Raw genomic sequence first — 14142 nt, 5'->3', positions numbered from 1 at the left:
CAATCTTATCTCATAATGTAGGGTTTGCATGAACGGGTTACGAAACCCGATTTCGCGGTCGCGACGCTAAACTGACCCCGGATTTTCGTGTGCGGCCGCAGCAATGCGGCGCGGGCGGCAAGTCTGCCGGGCACGCCGACGCGAATCGGGCGCCGCCACGCGAAGATTGCAGTCCCCAACCCGGTGGCTCCACGAACGGCCACCGACACAGTAAAACAGCGCCCGGCACACCGAGGCGCGCCGCACCGCTTCAGGCGGAGGCGGACAGAGTGGAGAAGACATGGTTTCTGGAAACGAGAGCGACGGCCTGAAGCGCGGGCTGAAGAACCGGCACATCCAGCTGATTGCGCTCGGTGGCGCGCTCGGCACGGGGCTGTTCCTCGGCATCGCGCAGACCATCAAGATGGCCGGCCCGTCCGTGCTGCTCGGTTATGCGGTGGCCGGCATCGTCGCGTTCTTCATCATGCGCCAGCTTGGCGAGATGGTCGTCGACGAGCCTGTCGCGGGTTCGTTCAGCTACTTCGCCAACAAGTACTTCGGCCACTTCACGGGCTTCCTGTCCGGCTGGAACTACTGGGTGCTGTACATCCTCGTCAGCATGGCCGAGCTGTCGGCCGTCGGGATCTACGTGCAGTACTGGTGGCCGGGCGTGCCGACCTGGGTGTCGGCGCTCGTGTTCTTCGGCGTCATCAACCTGATCAACCTGACCAGCGTGAAGTCGTACGGCGAGACCGAATTCTGGTTCTCGATCATCAAGGTCGCGGCGATCGTCGGGATGATCGGCTTCGGCGGCTGGCTGCTCGCGAGCGGCCATGCCGGGCCGGAAGCCAGCGTCAGGAACCTGTGGCAGCACGGCGGTTTCTTCCCGAACGGCGTGTCGGGCCTCGTGATGTCGATGGCCGCGATCATGTTCTCGTTCGGCGGGCTCGAACTCGTCGGCATCACGGCGGCCGAGGCCGACGATCCGAAGCGCAGCATCCCGCGTGCGACCAACCAGGTCATCTACCGCATCCTGATTTTCTACATCGGCGCACTCGCCGTGCTGCTGTCGCTGTATCCGTGGGAGAAGGTCGTCAGCGGCGGCAGCCCGTTCGTGCTGATCTTCCATGCGTTGAGCAGCAACGTGGTCGCGAACGTGCTGAACGTCGTCGTGCTGACGGCCGCGCTGTCGGTCTACAACAGCGGCGTGTACTGCAACAGCCGGATGCTGTTCGGCCTCGCGCAGCAGGGCAACGCGCCGAAGGTGCTGTGCTCGGTGAACAAGCGCGGCATTCCGCTCGCCGCGCTCGGCGCGTCGGCGCTCGCGACCGGCCTGTGCGTGCTGGTCAACTACTTCATGCCGGGCAAGGCGTTCGAGGTGCTGATGGGCCTCGTCGTGTCGGCGCTGATCATCAACTGGGCGATGATCAGCCTGATCCACCTGAAGTTCCGCCAGGCCAAGCGTGCAGCCGGGGAGGAGACTTCCTTCCGCAGTCTGGGCTATCCTTTCACGAATTACCTGTGCCTGGCATTCATGGCCGGCATTCTCGTCGTGATGTACCTGACGCCGGATCTCCGCCTGTCGGTGTACCTGATCCCGGTATGGCTCGCGGTGCTTGCGATCGGGTATCGCTTCCGTCAGAAGAATGCAGGCTATGCGATGCGCGACGGCGCGTCCGCACGCTGACGCAGGACAGCCCCGACCATTCTTCCAAACGAGACAGACTCAAGCCATGTTCGAACACATCGACGCGTACCCGGGCGATCCGATCCTGACGCTCAACGAGAACTTCCAGAAAGATCCGCGCGACCAGAAGGTCAACCTGAGCATCGGGATCTATTTCGACGCCGAAGGCCGGATTCCGGTGATGGGCGCCGTGCGCGAGGCCGAAACCGCGCTGCAGCGCGAAAGTGGCCCGAAGCCGTACCTGCCGATGGTCGGCCTGGCTGCGTATCGCGACGCCGTGCAGGCGCTCGTGTTCGGCGCCGATCACCCGGCCCGCGCGGCCGGCCGCATCGCGACCCTGCAGACGCTCGGCGGTTCGGGCGCGCTGAAGGTAGGTGCCGATTTCCTGAAGCGCTATTTCCCGGACGCGCAGGTGTGGCTCAGCGATCCGAGCTGGGAAAACCACCGCTTCATCTTCGAGCGCGCCGGCTTCACGGTGAACACGTATCCGTACTACGACGAGGCGACGGGCGGCCTGAAGTTCGACGCGATGCTCGCGGCGATCGACGCGCTGCCGGCGCGCAGCGTCGTGCTGCTGCACGCGTGCTGCCATAACCCGACCGGCGTCGACCTCGACGAAGGCCAGTGGGAGAAGCTGATCGACGTGATCGAGGCGCGCGGGCTGCTGCCGTTCGTCGACATGGCGTACCAGGGCTTCGGCGCGGGCCTCGACGCGGATGCGTTCGCGGTGCGCGAGCTGGCCCGCCGTGGCGTGCCGGCGCTCGTCGCGAACTCGTTCTCGAAGAACTTCTCGCTGTACGGCGAGCGCGTGGGCGGGCTGAGCGTCGTCTGCGAAGACGCGGCCGCGGCCGAGCGCGTGCTCGGCCAGCTGGCCGGCGCCGTGCGCTCGAACTACAGCAACCCGCAAACCTACGGCGCGAAGGTCGTGGCGGCCGTGCTCGGCACGCCCGCGCTGCGCAAGCAGTGGGAAGAGGAACTGTCGGCGATGTGCCGCCGCATTGCGCGGATGCGCCAGTCGATCCACGACGGCCTGCGCGACCACGTCAGCGGCGAAGCGCTCACGCGCTACGTGAAGCAACGCGGGATGTTCACGTACACGGGCCTGACCGAATCGCAGGTCGACGCGCTGCGCGAAGTGCACGGCGTGTACATCCTGCGTTCGGGCCGGATGTGCGTGGCGGGCCTGAACGACTCGAACGTCGGCATCGTCGCGGACGCGATCGGCAAGGTGCTGAAAAGCGGCGTCTGAACGCGGCGCGCCGCGATGCAGGCCGAACCGGCTGTCTCCCTTCGTGGGGCAGCCGGTTTTTTTATTGTGTGGCCGCTATGTGTGCCACCCGGCTGACGCGAGCGCGGGCGCGGGGGTACGATCACGGAATCGGACGCGAGACAGAGGGGCGACATGGGTATCCGGATCATTCAGCTCGGGACGCCGCGCGCGGCCGGCGAGGGCCTGCGGATCGGGACCGTGCGGCGGCCGCCGCGTGGCGTGCCGAAGGCGGAATTCGCGTCGCGCAACTACTATGATGTATGGCTGCCGACGCTGTCGCCGAGCCCCGAGCTCGTCGCGCAGGCACAGGCCGCCGAAACCGACGCCGAATGGCGTGCGTTCAAGCGTCATTTCCGCGCGGAAATGGCGCATGGCGATCCGGCGAAGGTGCTGGACCTGCTGGCGGCGCTGTCGGCCACCACCGCGCTTTCGATCGGCTGCTACTGCGACGACGAAAACCGTTGCCACCGCAGCGTGCTGCGCGAGCTGCTCGCGGAGCGCGGCGCGGCGATCGAACCCGGCGCGGGCTGACGCGGCGTCGCACGGCCGCGCCGCGATCGTGCGGCGCAGCGAACCGGTTGATGTGGGTCAAGCGCGCGGTCGCGCGCGCCACTATGCTCTCGTCATGGAGTGATCACGACGATGACAGGCGGACAGATGCAGATTACCTTCCCGCCAGAACCGCCCGAATATTGCGCACGCGACCTGGTCGTTGCGTTTTCGGCGCTGGTCGACGGACGTTGCGTGCAGTGCGCGATCACGGCCGAGGCACTGGAAGACCATTTCGGCGCACCGTCGCTGCTCGAACGCGACCTGCTGGCCGCGTTCGAAGGACACCGGTCGGCGATCGAGGCGATGGCGCGACGGATGCTCGAGGAAATCGGCGGCCGGCCGGTGCTGCTGCACAGCGGCCACTTCCGGCTCGAAGACTGATACGCAGGAGGGTGCATGACACTGCAGGGGAACATTCACGAACGCGACTGGTCGGTCGAAGTCGAGACGCGCCCATGCGAATCGGGCGAATTCCGCTGCCGCGTGTCGGTCGAGCACGGCAGCGGCGCCGCGCGCTTTCATCATACTTTCGAGCACAGTCATGCGTATCCGACCGAGCGCGAAGCGATGATCGAAGGGCTGCGGGCCGGAATGACGTGGATTGAAATGAAGTCGTCGCAGGTATTCAACGTATGAACGGTCCCGCGCCGACACAGGCGCGGGCGGACACTCGGCCAGGCAGCGAACGAAGAATTCGCGCCACGCCACGGGAAACGCGTGCCGCCGCATGTCAGTGCGGGCGGCACATGCAAGGCGGTCGACGAGCGGGCGGCACGTCAGGAGATACGACATGGGCGTGGGCATGCAGATTGCCTGCCGGGGATTCGCGGGCGCCGCCGCGATCGAAGCCGAAGCCGGCGCGCAGCTGGTGCGGCTCGAACGGTTCCGCGCGCTGATCGACGGCTGTCACCTCGCGATCGAATCGCGCGGCGCGGACGATGGCGCACGCACGTTCGACGTGCGGCTCGACCTGGTGATGCACGACGCGGCGCTCAGGCCGCTGCCGCCGTGCGTCGGCGACGACGTGGACGACGCGCTGCGCCGCGCTTTCGCGCAGGCCGAGCAGGCGCTGATCGCATGGCAGGCGGGCGGTGAAAGCGTGGCGCTGCGCGATGCGGCGACCGGGGACACGGCACGGTGACGCATGGCGCACCGTGCGGGCGGCCCTGCGTCGTGCGTCAGACCCGTGCGAGCGCTTGCGCGTCGATGATGCGCACGCGCTTGCCGCGCGTTTCGACCAGTGCGTCGCGATGGAACCGCGAGAACATCCGGCTGACGGTCTCGAGCTTCATCCCGAGATAACAACCGATTTCCTCGCGTGTCATCCGCAGGTTGAATTCCGTTGCCGAATAACCGCGCGCCTCGAAACGCGACGACAGGTTCAGCAGGAAATGCGCGACCCGCTGTTCCGCCGACATCGTGCCGAGCAGCAGCATCTGGCTCGATTCGCGGACGATCTCGCTGCTCAGCATCTGGTAGAGGAAATGCTGCATCGGCTTCATCTCGCGGCACGCCGTTTCGAGCGCGCCGAACGGGATGATGCACACGACGCTGTCTTCCAGCGCGATCGCGTCGCAGCAGTGCTGGCCGCCGCCGATGCCGTCCATCCCGAGCGTTTCACCGGCGATCTGGAAGCCCGTCACGTGCTCGCGGCCATCGCGATGCATCATCACCGTCTTGAACGAACCCGCACGCACCGCATAGATGCTCTGGAACGGATCGTCGGTGCGGAACAGCGCGTCGCCCTGGCGAACCTGGCGCGTCGTGCAGATGATCGCGTCGAGCCGGCCGAAATCGGCCGCCGTCAGGTGCGGCGGCAGGCACATCGAGCGCATTGCGCAGACCGAGCAGCGCGCGGCGGGATGTTTGGCGGCGTCGGCGCGCGCGACCGCGCGAAGCGGAATCATCGGGCGGGGCGCGACGGGTACGTCGGCGGCGCAGGCGGTGGCGGTGGACATGAGTCGCTCCGGCTCGTCAGGGGTGGTGCGCGCGAGCGTGCACCAGGGATTCGATGACACGGCATGCGGCGTCGAATTCGACGGTCTTGTCGAAGAAGTAGTCGGCTCCCGCCGTCGCGCATGCCTCTCTGAATGCCGGCGCCGAGTGATTCGTCAGCACGATCGTGACGACGCGCGGCGCGGCCTTCGACAGCATCCCGATCAGGTCGAGACCGCTGCCGTCCGCGAGCCGCAGGTCGACGATCACCACGTCCGCGTGACTGCTGCGTATATGCGTCCACGCGTCCTGGCCGTCTTCCGCTTCACCCACGACGGCAACGCCGCGGATCGCGCCGACGAGCAGCGCGATCCGCTGCCGGACGGCGACGGCGTGATCGACGAGAAACACCCTGAGCGCGGCGGGTGACAGGCTGGCATTCATGCCGGCAGTATCGTGTTGCGCCGCGAAAAATGAAATCGGCCGAATTGGAACTTTGTGTAGGCCGCTTCGACGCGTTGTAGGGCGTTTCCTACAACGCGTACGGGAAACCGCCGGAGCGGCTCCGATGTTGCGATGCCGCATGCGCGGCCGGCGGGCTGCGCCGCCGGGTCAGCCGGCCTGGCGCGCGTCCAGTGCATCGCGCGCCGTGCGGCACGCAGCCAGATCCCACGCGGCACAGCCGACGCTCTTGAACAGCAGCGGCCCGCCACGGGTGAACGTGCCGTTCAGCACGTCGGCGAGCGATGCGACATCCTGCCAGTCGACCTGCGCGACGATCAGGTCGCCGGCCTCGTGGCGTGCGCCGGCCGGATCGTCGACGACGAGCCGGCTGCCGCGCACCGTGTTCGCGTCGATTTCGGCCGCATCCGCTGTGAACGCGCCGACGCCGACCACGAGCCGGCCTTCGCGCGCGGCTTCGCGGTAGACGGGCGTGCGGCTCGTCGTCAGCGTGACGACGACATCGATCGCATCGGGAATCGCATCGCCGTCGAGCGGCACGAGCCGCGGCGCCTGCGCGCGGTGTGCGGCGCAGAACGCCGCCGCGCTGTCGGCGGTCGTGCCGCGCACGTGAAGGCGCGCTTCGGGAAAGATCGCCGCGAGCGCCTCCGCGTGATTGGCCGCCTGCTTGCCGGTGCCGATCAGCAGGATGTCGTGCGGCGCGGCGCCATGCAGCGCGTCGATGCCAAGCGCGGTAATGGCCGCCGTGCGGCGGCCGGTGACCGTCGGGCCGTCGAGCGCGAAGCGCATCTCGCCCGTGGTCGCGTCGTATGCGGTGACCTGACCGAGGATCGTCGGCAGCCCGCGCGCGCCGTTGCCGGGGCACACATTCACGAGCTTGTGGGACGCGAGGTCATGTGCGCTCGACGGCATCGACAACATCACGCCGCCGGCCTGCAGCGGCACGACCAGGCGTTCGGGGCTGACGATCTCGCCCGCCGCGTACTCGGCGACGGCCTGCCTGAGCGTGGCCAGCAGCGCCGGGTAGTCGAGCAGCGCGGCCGTGTCGGCCGCATCGAAAACGGGAATCGGGGAAAGGGCGGTCATCGTGTACGTCGTATGCGTCGGTGAGCGTGGACGACGGGCGCATGCCGCGCCCGCCACGGAGCTGCCGGATACCGCGACACAGGGCAGTGTGGATCGAATCTATACCACTTGCTGGCGCACCCGCAAGCCAGAAAATAAAGCATCACGCCGCTTTTGGTTCTAATATCTGTCCAGAAGGGTCGCATGGCATCGGTACCGGTGCTGCTCCGGTATAGTGCGAACCCATTCCAAATCCACGCCCGCGACCGGGCAGGAGCCACACGATGATGTCCGCGCGTCCCGAATCACTCGAAGGCGGTTTCAGGCCGCTGCAGATCTACGAGCAGGTTGCCGAGAAGATCCGCGACGAGATCCGTGCGGGACGCTATGCGGCCGATTCGCGGTTGCCGTCCGAACGCGAGCTCGCGGGGCTGTTCCAGGTCGGCCGGCCGGCCGTGCGCGAAGCGCTCGGCGCGCTGCAGAACGAAGGGCTCGTTTACACGAAGCGCAATTCGGGCACGTATGTCGTCGCGTCGCCGCTCGACGTGCTCGCGCAGCGCGGCGACATGCACGCGGCGTCCGAGGCCGACTTCAGCCCGACGTCGACGCTCGACGTGCGGCTGATCCTGGAGCCCGCGATCGCGCGCCTCGCGGCCACGCACGGGCGGGCCGACCCCGGTGCCGAGCGTTATCTGGCTCAGATGGAAACCATCACCGACGTCGACGATCCGCACCAGCGCGCGCTGTGGAACGAGAGCGACCGGCTGTTCCACCGGCAGCTCGCGCTGATGACCGGCGACGCGCTGATCGTGAAGATCGCGGACGAAGTCGCGAAGACGATGGACCAGCCGCTCTGGAAGCGGCTGAAGGACGACGGCATCTACGACGCGGGCCGGATCCGGCTCTATGTGTCCGAACACCGGCTGATCTACGAGGCGATCGTGTCCGGCGACGCTGATGCGGCCGCGTTCTATGTCGAGCAGCACATCCGCCGCGTACGGCGCGACATCACGCCGAAGTGACGCACGCACCTTCGTTCTGGTATGAAATATGACCAAATATACGAAAAATATTTTGATATTGCTTGCGATGTGACCACGCATGTCCTACATTGGTTTCACACAAAACCAATCAGGAGACATCATGCGACACTTCATTACCGCGCTCTCGGTGGCTGTCGCCGCCGGTGCGCTGACTTCCGCGCACGCGCAGGAAGTCGTGATGATCGGCCATTCGGCGCCGCTGACCGGCCCGCAGGCCGCGAACGGCAAGGACAATGAAAACGGCGCGCGGCTCGCCGTCGACGAGCTCAACAAGGCCGGCGTGAAGGTCGCCGGCAAGACCGTCACGTTCAAACTGGTATCCGACGACGACCAGGCCGACCCGAAGGCGGGCGTGCAGGTCGCGCAGAACCTCGTCGACAAGGGCGTCGTCGCGGTGCTCGGGCCGTACAACTCGGGCGTCGCGATCCCGGCGTCGCGCGTGTATTCGACTGCCGGCGTGCCGATGCTGCCGGTTGCGTCGAATCCGGCACTCACGAAGCAGGGCTTCAAGAACATCTTCCGGATCGGCGCGAGCGACGAGCAGCTCGGCGGTACGATGGGCACCTTCGCCGCGAAGACGCTGAACGCGAAAACCGCCGCCGTCATCGACGATCGCACCGCGTACGGGCAGGGCGTCGCCGAGCAGTTCATGAGCGTCGCGAAGGCGAACGGGATCAAGATCGTCGACCAGGAATTCACGAGTTCGTCGGCCACCGATTTCCTCGGCATTCTCACCAAGATCAAGGCCAGCAACCCCGACGTGATCTTCTTCGGCGGCTATGCGGCGCAGGGCGCGCCGATGGCCAAGCAGATGAAGCAGCGCGGGCTGCGCGCGAAGCTGCTCGGCGGCGACGGCATCTGCTCGGCGGACATGGGCAAGGTCGCAGGCGAAGCGGCATCGATCGTCTACTGCGCGCAGGGCGGCGTCGCGCTTGAGAAGACGCCGGCCGGGCGCGAATTCCTGAAGAAGTACCACGACACCTATCACACGGATACGCAGGTCTACGGCGTCAACTACTACGACGGCATGAAGCTGCTCGCCGACGCGATGGTCAAGGCCGGCACGACCACCGACAAGGCGAAGCTGACCGCGCAACTCGCGAAGTCGAACTATGCGGGTGTCGCGGGCACCTATTCGTTCGACGCGAACGGCGACCTGAAGGGCGCGCCGACGACCGTCTACGTGATCCGCAACGGCCTGCCGGAACCGTACGCGAAATAACCGGCCTGCCACCGGACGGCGGTCGGACTGCCGTCCTTCGTTTCCACGTATTCGATCGACCATGAAAATTTCCCGATCCCTTTCCACCGTCGAAGTCCATACGGGCGGCGAAGCGTTCCGCATCGTCACGAGCGGGCTGCCGCGCCTGCCGGGCGACACGATCGTCCAGCGTCGCGCGTGGCTCAAGGAGAACGCCGACGAAATCCGCCGCGCGCTGATGTTCGAACCGCGCGGCCACGCCGACATGTACGGCGGCTACCTGACCGAACCCGTGTCGCCGAACGCCGATTTCGGCGTGATCTTCGTGCACAACGAAGGCTACAGCGACCACTGCGGGCACGGCGTGATCGCGCTGTCGACCGCGGCCGTCGAGCTCGGCTGGGTGCAGCGCACGGTACCGGAAACGCGGGTCGGCATCGACGCGCCGTGCGGCTTCATCGAGGCCTTCGTCAAATGGGACGGCGAACATGCGGGGCCCGTGCGCTTCGTCAACGTGCCATCGTTCATCTGGCGGCGCGACGTGTCGGTCGACACGCCGTCGTTCGGCACCGTGACCGGCGATATCGCATATGGCGGCGCGTTCTACTTCTATGTGGACGGCGCGCCGTTCGACCTGCCGGTGCGCGAGTCCGCGGTGGAAAGGCTGATTCGCTTCGGCGCGGAAGTGAAGGTGGCGGCGAACGCGAAGTACCCGGTCGTGCATCCGGAAATTCCGGAAATCAACCATATCTACGGCACGATCATCGCGAACGCGCCGCGTCATCCGGGCTCGACGCAGGCGAACTGCTGCGTGTTCGCGGATCGCGAGGTCGACCGCTCGCCGACGGGCTCCGGCACCGGCGGCCGCGTCGCGCAGCTGTACCAGCGCGGGCTGCTCGCGGCCGGCGACACGCTCGTCAACGAATCGATCGTCGGCACGGTCTTCAAGGGGCGCGTGCTGCGCGAAACGACGGTCGGCGACATCCCGGCCGTGATCCCGGAAGTGGAGGGCAGTGCGCATATCTGCGGGTTCGCGAACTGGATCGTCGACGAACGCGATCCGCTGACCTACGGTTTTCTCGTGCGCTGAGCATCGGCGCCGATCGGCCGCCGTCGCGCGGCTTCCCGGTTGTTGTACCAGGTTTGGCGCGTCGTTACCGTTGCGGGGCACGCGCCTTTTTTGCGTGTGGACCGCCGCAAATCGGCCACCGGCCGGCGGGCCGCGCGAGTTTTGGTACGATGCACCCTTTTCAGCCGAACCCCCACCCGCGTGAATCGCCGAAACGTGTCGTCAGTGCGTGACTTCTGTGCCAGATGGGTCGCGCGCGCCCAACCCGTCGCGGTTGCCGCCGCCGCGAGGGTCAAGCCTCTCGCCGCCACCGCGTGGCACCACCTCCGTCATCCGACGCGCCGCGGCGTGCTGCTCACGGCCGCCGCCGTGCCGTCGCTGTTCGCGCTGTACGTGGTGGTGCTCATCCCGTTCACGCCGGGCATCGGCGACATCCGCAAGGCACGCGTCGACCAGCCCGCGCAGGTGCTGTCCGCCGACGGCAAGCTGCTGGCCGAATTCAAGCCGTCGAACCGCGAGTGGGTGCCGCTCAAGCAGATCTCGCCGCACATGGTCGACGCGCTGATCGCGACCGAGGACCATCGCTTCTACGAGCATCACGGCCTCGACTGGAAGCGCACGGCGTCGGCCGCGCTGCATACGTTCTCGGGCGATCGCCAGGGCGGCTCGACGATCACGCAGCAGCTCGCGCGCAACCTGTATCCGGACGAGATCGGCCGCGCGCCGACGCTCACGCGCAAGGTGAAGGAGGCGATCACCGCGCTGAAGATCGAGGCCGTCTACAGCAAGGACCAGATCCTCGAGACCTACCTGAACACGGTGCCGTTCCTGTACAACGCGTACGGCGTCGAGATGGCCGCGCGCACCTATTTCGACAAGTCGGCCGACGAGCTCGACGTGCTCGACAGTGCGACGCTCGTCGGGATGCTGAAGGGCAACAGTTACTACAACCCGGTGCTGAACCCCGAGCGCGCGCTGCAGCGGCGCAACACGGTGCTCGGCCAGATGGTGAAGTACGGCAAGCTGTCGCCCGCGCAGTTCGCGCAACTACAGCGCCGGCCGCTGCGCATCGATTTCGAGCGCCAGAAGGAGCCGCCGGGGCCCGCGCCGCATTTCGCGCAGCAGTTGCGCAAATGGCTGATCGCGTGGGCCGACCGCAACGACTACAACATCTATTCGGACGGGTTGATCGTGCGCACGACGATCGACTCGCGGCTGCAGCAGATGGCGACGCAGGCGCTCACGCTGCAGGGCAATCAGCTGCAGGGCATCGCGAACAACGCGTGGAGCGGCCGCGATGGCTGCGGCACCGACAACGAGGTGTTCCGCACCTTCATGCGCGAGTCGCCCGAGTACAAGGCCGCGCAGGACGCCGGCAAGGACGACGCGGCCGCGATGAAGCTGCTCGCGGCCGACCGCGGCTTCTTGCGCGCACTGTGCAAGACGAAGACCGACGTGCAGGCCGGCTTCCTCGCGATCGATCCGCGCGACGGGCAGATCCGCGCGTGGGTGGGCAGCCGCGACTTTACCCGCGAGCCGTTCGATCACGTCGCGCAGGCGCGCCGCCAGCCGGGCTCGACGTTCAAGCCGTTCGTCTATGGCGTCGCGTTCGCGAACGGGATGAAGCCGGACGACACGTTCATCGACCAGCCGGTCGAGATCCCGTTGAAGGGCGGCGAGATCTGGCGGCCGAACGACGACGTGCCGCCGACCGGCAAGCCGATGACGCTGCGCGACGCGGTCGCGCTGTCGCGCAACCGGATCACCGCGCAGGTGATGGAGAAGGTCGGGCCCGCGGCCGTCGCGCGGCTCGCGCGCGACATGGGCGTGCGCGAAAGCCCGCTCGAACGCGTGCCGTCGCTCGCTCTCGGCACGAGCCCGGTCACGCTGAAGGAAATGGTCGCGTCGTACGCGACGATCGCAAACGGCGGGCTGTATGTCGAGCCGCAGATGGTGACGCGCATCGAGAACCGCCAGGGCGACGTGCTCGCCGAATACGCGCCGGCGCCGCCCGAGCGCGCGCTCGACGCCGAAACCGACAAGGTGCTGCTCGGCGTGATGCGCGATGTGGTGACCCGCGGCACCGGCGGCAGCATTCGCACGCGCTTCGGGATCCGTGGCGACGTGGCCGGCAAGACGGGCACGACGCAGGACAACGCGGACGGCTGGTTCATCCTGATGCAGCCCGGCCTCGTCGCGGGTGCGTGGGTCGGTTTCGACGACGGCCGCGTGACGCTGCGCAGCGATTACTGGGGGCAGGGCGCGCACAGCGCGCTGCCGATCGTCGGCGATTTCTTCCAGCGCGCGCAGCGCGCCCGGATCGTCGACACGAAGGCGAAATTCGATACCGAACCGTCGCCCGGCTGGTTCGCGTCGCTGCGCGAGCGCGTGACCGACCTGTTCGATACGTGGTTCAGGCCCGAGCCCCAGAAGGCACCCGCATCCGTCAGGACGCAGCGTATCGAGCGCCCGCCCGAGGCCGACGAAAGCGAGGCATCGGGCGCGTCGGCGGCATCGGCGTCCGAAGCGGCGTCCGGCGGCATCGTCGAGGAATGGATACCGGCGTCCGAAGTGGCCGCATCGGCCGCCGCGCTGTCGGCCGGCGCATCGCAACAGGAGCCCGCGCAGCCGCCGGCGGGTGCCAGTACGACGAACGGGGGCAGCGCACCAACCGCAGCCCCTTCGGCCACGCCGGCCCAGCCGCCGGTGCCGGTCGCGCCCGACGCGACTGGCCCGACTGGCGCTTCGCAGTAACGGAGCCGTTCAGATTTCGCGCGATGCTGCCGTAATCAAGTTGTCACGACAGATCGCGCGGTCGCTCCGCGCCTTTCCGATGCGACTTCCCACCGACTACGTCGCGCTCGCGCGTGACGATCTCGCTGCCGGCGTCCCGCTCGGCTTCGATCTCTACGATGCCGACGGCGCCGCGCTGCTGCCGGCCGGCACGACCCTGCGCGATCCCGCGCAGCATGCTTTCCTGTTCGACCATTTCCGGCCCGTCCGCCGGCGCGACGCCACCGACACCGATCCGCCCGTGCATGGCGAGGTGCCGCCGGCCACGCGCATGGGGTTGTCGGCAGGCGCCGCGATCGGCATCCGCCGCCGGGTCGGCACGACCCGCACACTGCAGCGCTGCCGGCTGATCGGCGTCGCCGCATCGGGCGCGCTGTTCGTCGAGCCGCTGCCGGCAGTTGTGCTCGAATTCGCGCGTGGCGACGACGTCGAGGCGGTGGCGATCGGCCGGGCCGCGGTGTCCCGCTTCGGCGCGACGGTCGAGTCGGTGCAGGCGTCGGGCGCCACGCGCTTCATGATCCTGTCGCCGCCCGGCTTCGTCGACCGGTTGCGCACGCGCGCGGAGCCGCGCGTGCCGGTGCGGATCGCGGCCTGCTGTACAGGAGGCGCCGATGGGGAGGAAGCCATCGGATTGGTGCACGACATCAGCCTGAGCGGGCTGTCGATTGCCGTCGACCGGACGATCGCCGCAACCGGCGAGCCGATACGCGTGCAGCTTCCGTACGCGATGGACGACCGCGTCGAGCAACTGGCACTCGACGGCACCGTGCGGGCCGTGCATGCGGACCCGGCCGCGCCGGCGCTGACGCTTCATCACGCGGCGTTGGGCGAAACCGGCGCAGACAATCTGATCCGCCTGAAGGCGCTGCTGTTCGACAGGTTGATGGCGTCGACGCACACCGATCACCCGCGCTGACGCGTGGTGGGCGCACGCCGGATGCCGTATCGCGACATTCAGTACATGAATACCGACAATCATCTGATGAATGAATCTATTCCGCTGGAATTGTACGATTTCCGTCAACAGTGAATTTGCGATTTAAGTATTTACCCTGATAGTCGCGCCTCCTAGACTTCTACTCATGC

The 14142-nt window shown here is 67.3% G+C and carries 14 protein-coding genes; 11 read left to right on the top strand and 3 right to left on the bottom strand.

Annotated elements, in window-relative coordinates; all coding sequences use genetic code 11:
• The first annotated feature begins 280 nt into the window (after window positions 1–280).
• From ACTRWB_RS09895 to ACTRWB_RS09870, 6 genes are all read left to right on the top strand, one after another.
• On the top strand, window positions 281–1666 hold the full coding sequence (locus ACTRWB_RS09895; protein WP_048244583.1) for an amino acid permease: 1386 nt from the start codon (window positions 281–283) through the stop codon (window positions 1664–1666).
• 46 nt (window positions 1667–1712) lie between these two features.
• Window positions 1713–2915: an amino acid aminotransferase gene (locus ACTRWB_RS09890; RefSeq protein WP_129514849.1), complete on the top strand. Its 1203-nt coding sequence runs from the start codon at window positions 1713–1715 to the stop codon at window positions 2913–2915.
• A gap of 153 nt (window positions 2916–3068) precedes the next feature.
• A complete protein-coding gene (locus tag ACTRWB_RS09885) occupies window positions 3069–3467 on the top strand; it encodes a DUF488 domain-containing protein (protein WP_419689371.1) in 399 nt (132 codons plus the stop codon).
• A 111-nt stretch (window positions 3468–3578) separates the two neighbouring features.
• Window positions 3579–3869 carry a DUF1488 family protein gene (locus ACTRWB_RS09880; RefSeq protein ID WP_193100584.1) on the top strand — a complete coding sequence of 97 codons (291 nt, stop codon included), beginning with the start codon at window positions 3579–3581 and terminating at the stop codon, window positions 3867–3869.
• A 15-nt stretch (window positions 3870–3884) separates the two neighbouring features.
• On the top strand, window positions 3885–4124 hold the full coding sequence (locus ACTRWB_RS09875) for a UDP-glucose 4-epimerase (protein WP_419689372.1): 240 nt from the start codon (window positions 3885–3887) through the stop codon (window positions 4122–4124).
• 154 nt (window positions 4125–4278) lie between these two features.
• Complete coding sequence (locus ACTRWB_RS09870) at window positions 4279–4629, top strand: metal ABC transporter ATPase (protein WP_446901760.1); 351 nt, start codon at window positions 4279–4281, stop codon at window positions 4627–4629.
• Between the two features lie 37 nt (window positions 4630–4666).
• On the opposite strand, the gene ACTRWB_RS09865 is transcribed toward ACTRWB_RS09870, so the two are convergent.
• The 3 genes from ACTRWB_RS09865 to lhpI form a co-directional block, all read right to left on the bottom strand.
• Window positions 4667–5446: a helix-turn-helix domain-containing protein gene (locus ACTRWB_RS09865; protein ID WP_446901759.1), complete on the bottom strand. Its 780-nt coding sequence runs from the start codon at window positions 5444–5446 to the stop codon at window positions 4667–4669.
• Window positions 5447–5462: 16 nt separating this feature from the next.
• The gene (locus tag ACTRWB_RS09860) at window positions 5463–5867 is read right to left on the bottom strand and encodes a response regulator transcription factor (RefSeq protein WP_193100582.1); all 405 of its coding nucleotides are present in this window, start codon (window positions 5865–5867) and stop codon (window positions 5463–5465) included.
• Window positions 5868–6035: 168 nt separating this feature from the next.
• Window positions 6036–6971, bottom strand: coding sequence for a bifunctional Delta(1)-pyrroline-2-carboxylate/Delta(1)-piperideine-2-carboxylate reductase (lhpI, locus tag ACTRWB_RS09855; protein WP_193100581.1), 936 nt, complete (start codon window positions 6969–6971; stop codon window positions 6036–6038).
• A gap of 263 nt (window positions 6972–7234) precedes the next feature.
• On the opposite strand from lhpI, the gene ACTRWB_RS09850 reads away from it, so the two are divergent.
• The 5 genes from ACTRWB_RS09850 (at window position 7235) to ACTRWB_RS09830 (ending at window position 13972) form a co-directional block, all read left to right on the top strand.
• Window positions 7235–7972, top strand: coding sequence for a FadR/GntR family transcriptional regulator (locus tag ACTRWB_RS09850; RefSeq protein ID WP_048244568.1), 738 nt, complete (start codon window positions 7235–7237; stop codon window positions 7970–7972).
• Window positions 7973–8093: 121 nt separating this feature from the next.
• Entirely contained in the window at window positions 8094–9215 is a 1122-nt protein-coding gene (locus ACTRWB_RS09845; protein WP_419689376.1) for a branched-chain amino acid ABC transporter substrate-binding protein, read from the top strand.
• 61 nt (window positions 9216–9276) lie between these two features.
• Window positions 9277–10284 carry a trans-3-hydroxy-L-proline dehydratase gene (gene lhpH, locus ACTRWB_RS09840; protein WP_419689377.1) on the top strand — a complete coding sequence of 336 codons (1008 nt, stop codon included), beginning with the start codon at window positions 9277–9279 and terminating at the stop codon, window positions 10282–10284.
• A gap of 195 nt (window positions 10285–10479) precedes the next feature.
• Complete coding sequence (locus tag ACTRWB_RS09835) at window positions 10480–13017, top strand: penicillin-binding protein 1A (RefSeq protein WP_446901758.1); 2538 nt, start codon at window positions 10480–10482, stop codon at window positions 13015–13017.
• A gap of 79 nt (window positions 13018–13096) precedes the next feature.
• A complete protein-coding gene (locus ACTRWB_RS09830) occupies window positions 13097–13972 on the top strand; it encodes a PilZ domain-containing protein (protein ID WP_446901757.1) in 876 nt (291 codons plus the stop codon).
• The last annotated feature ends 170 nt before the right edge of the window (window positions 13973–14142 follow it).

Source organism: Burkholderia sp. YIM B11467, from assembly GCF_052952715.1.
This window is presented reverse-complemented; position numbering and strand designations above follow the sequence as displayed.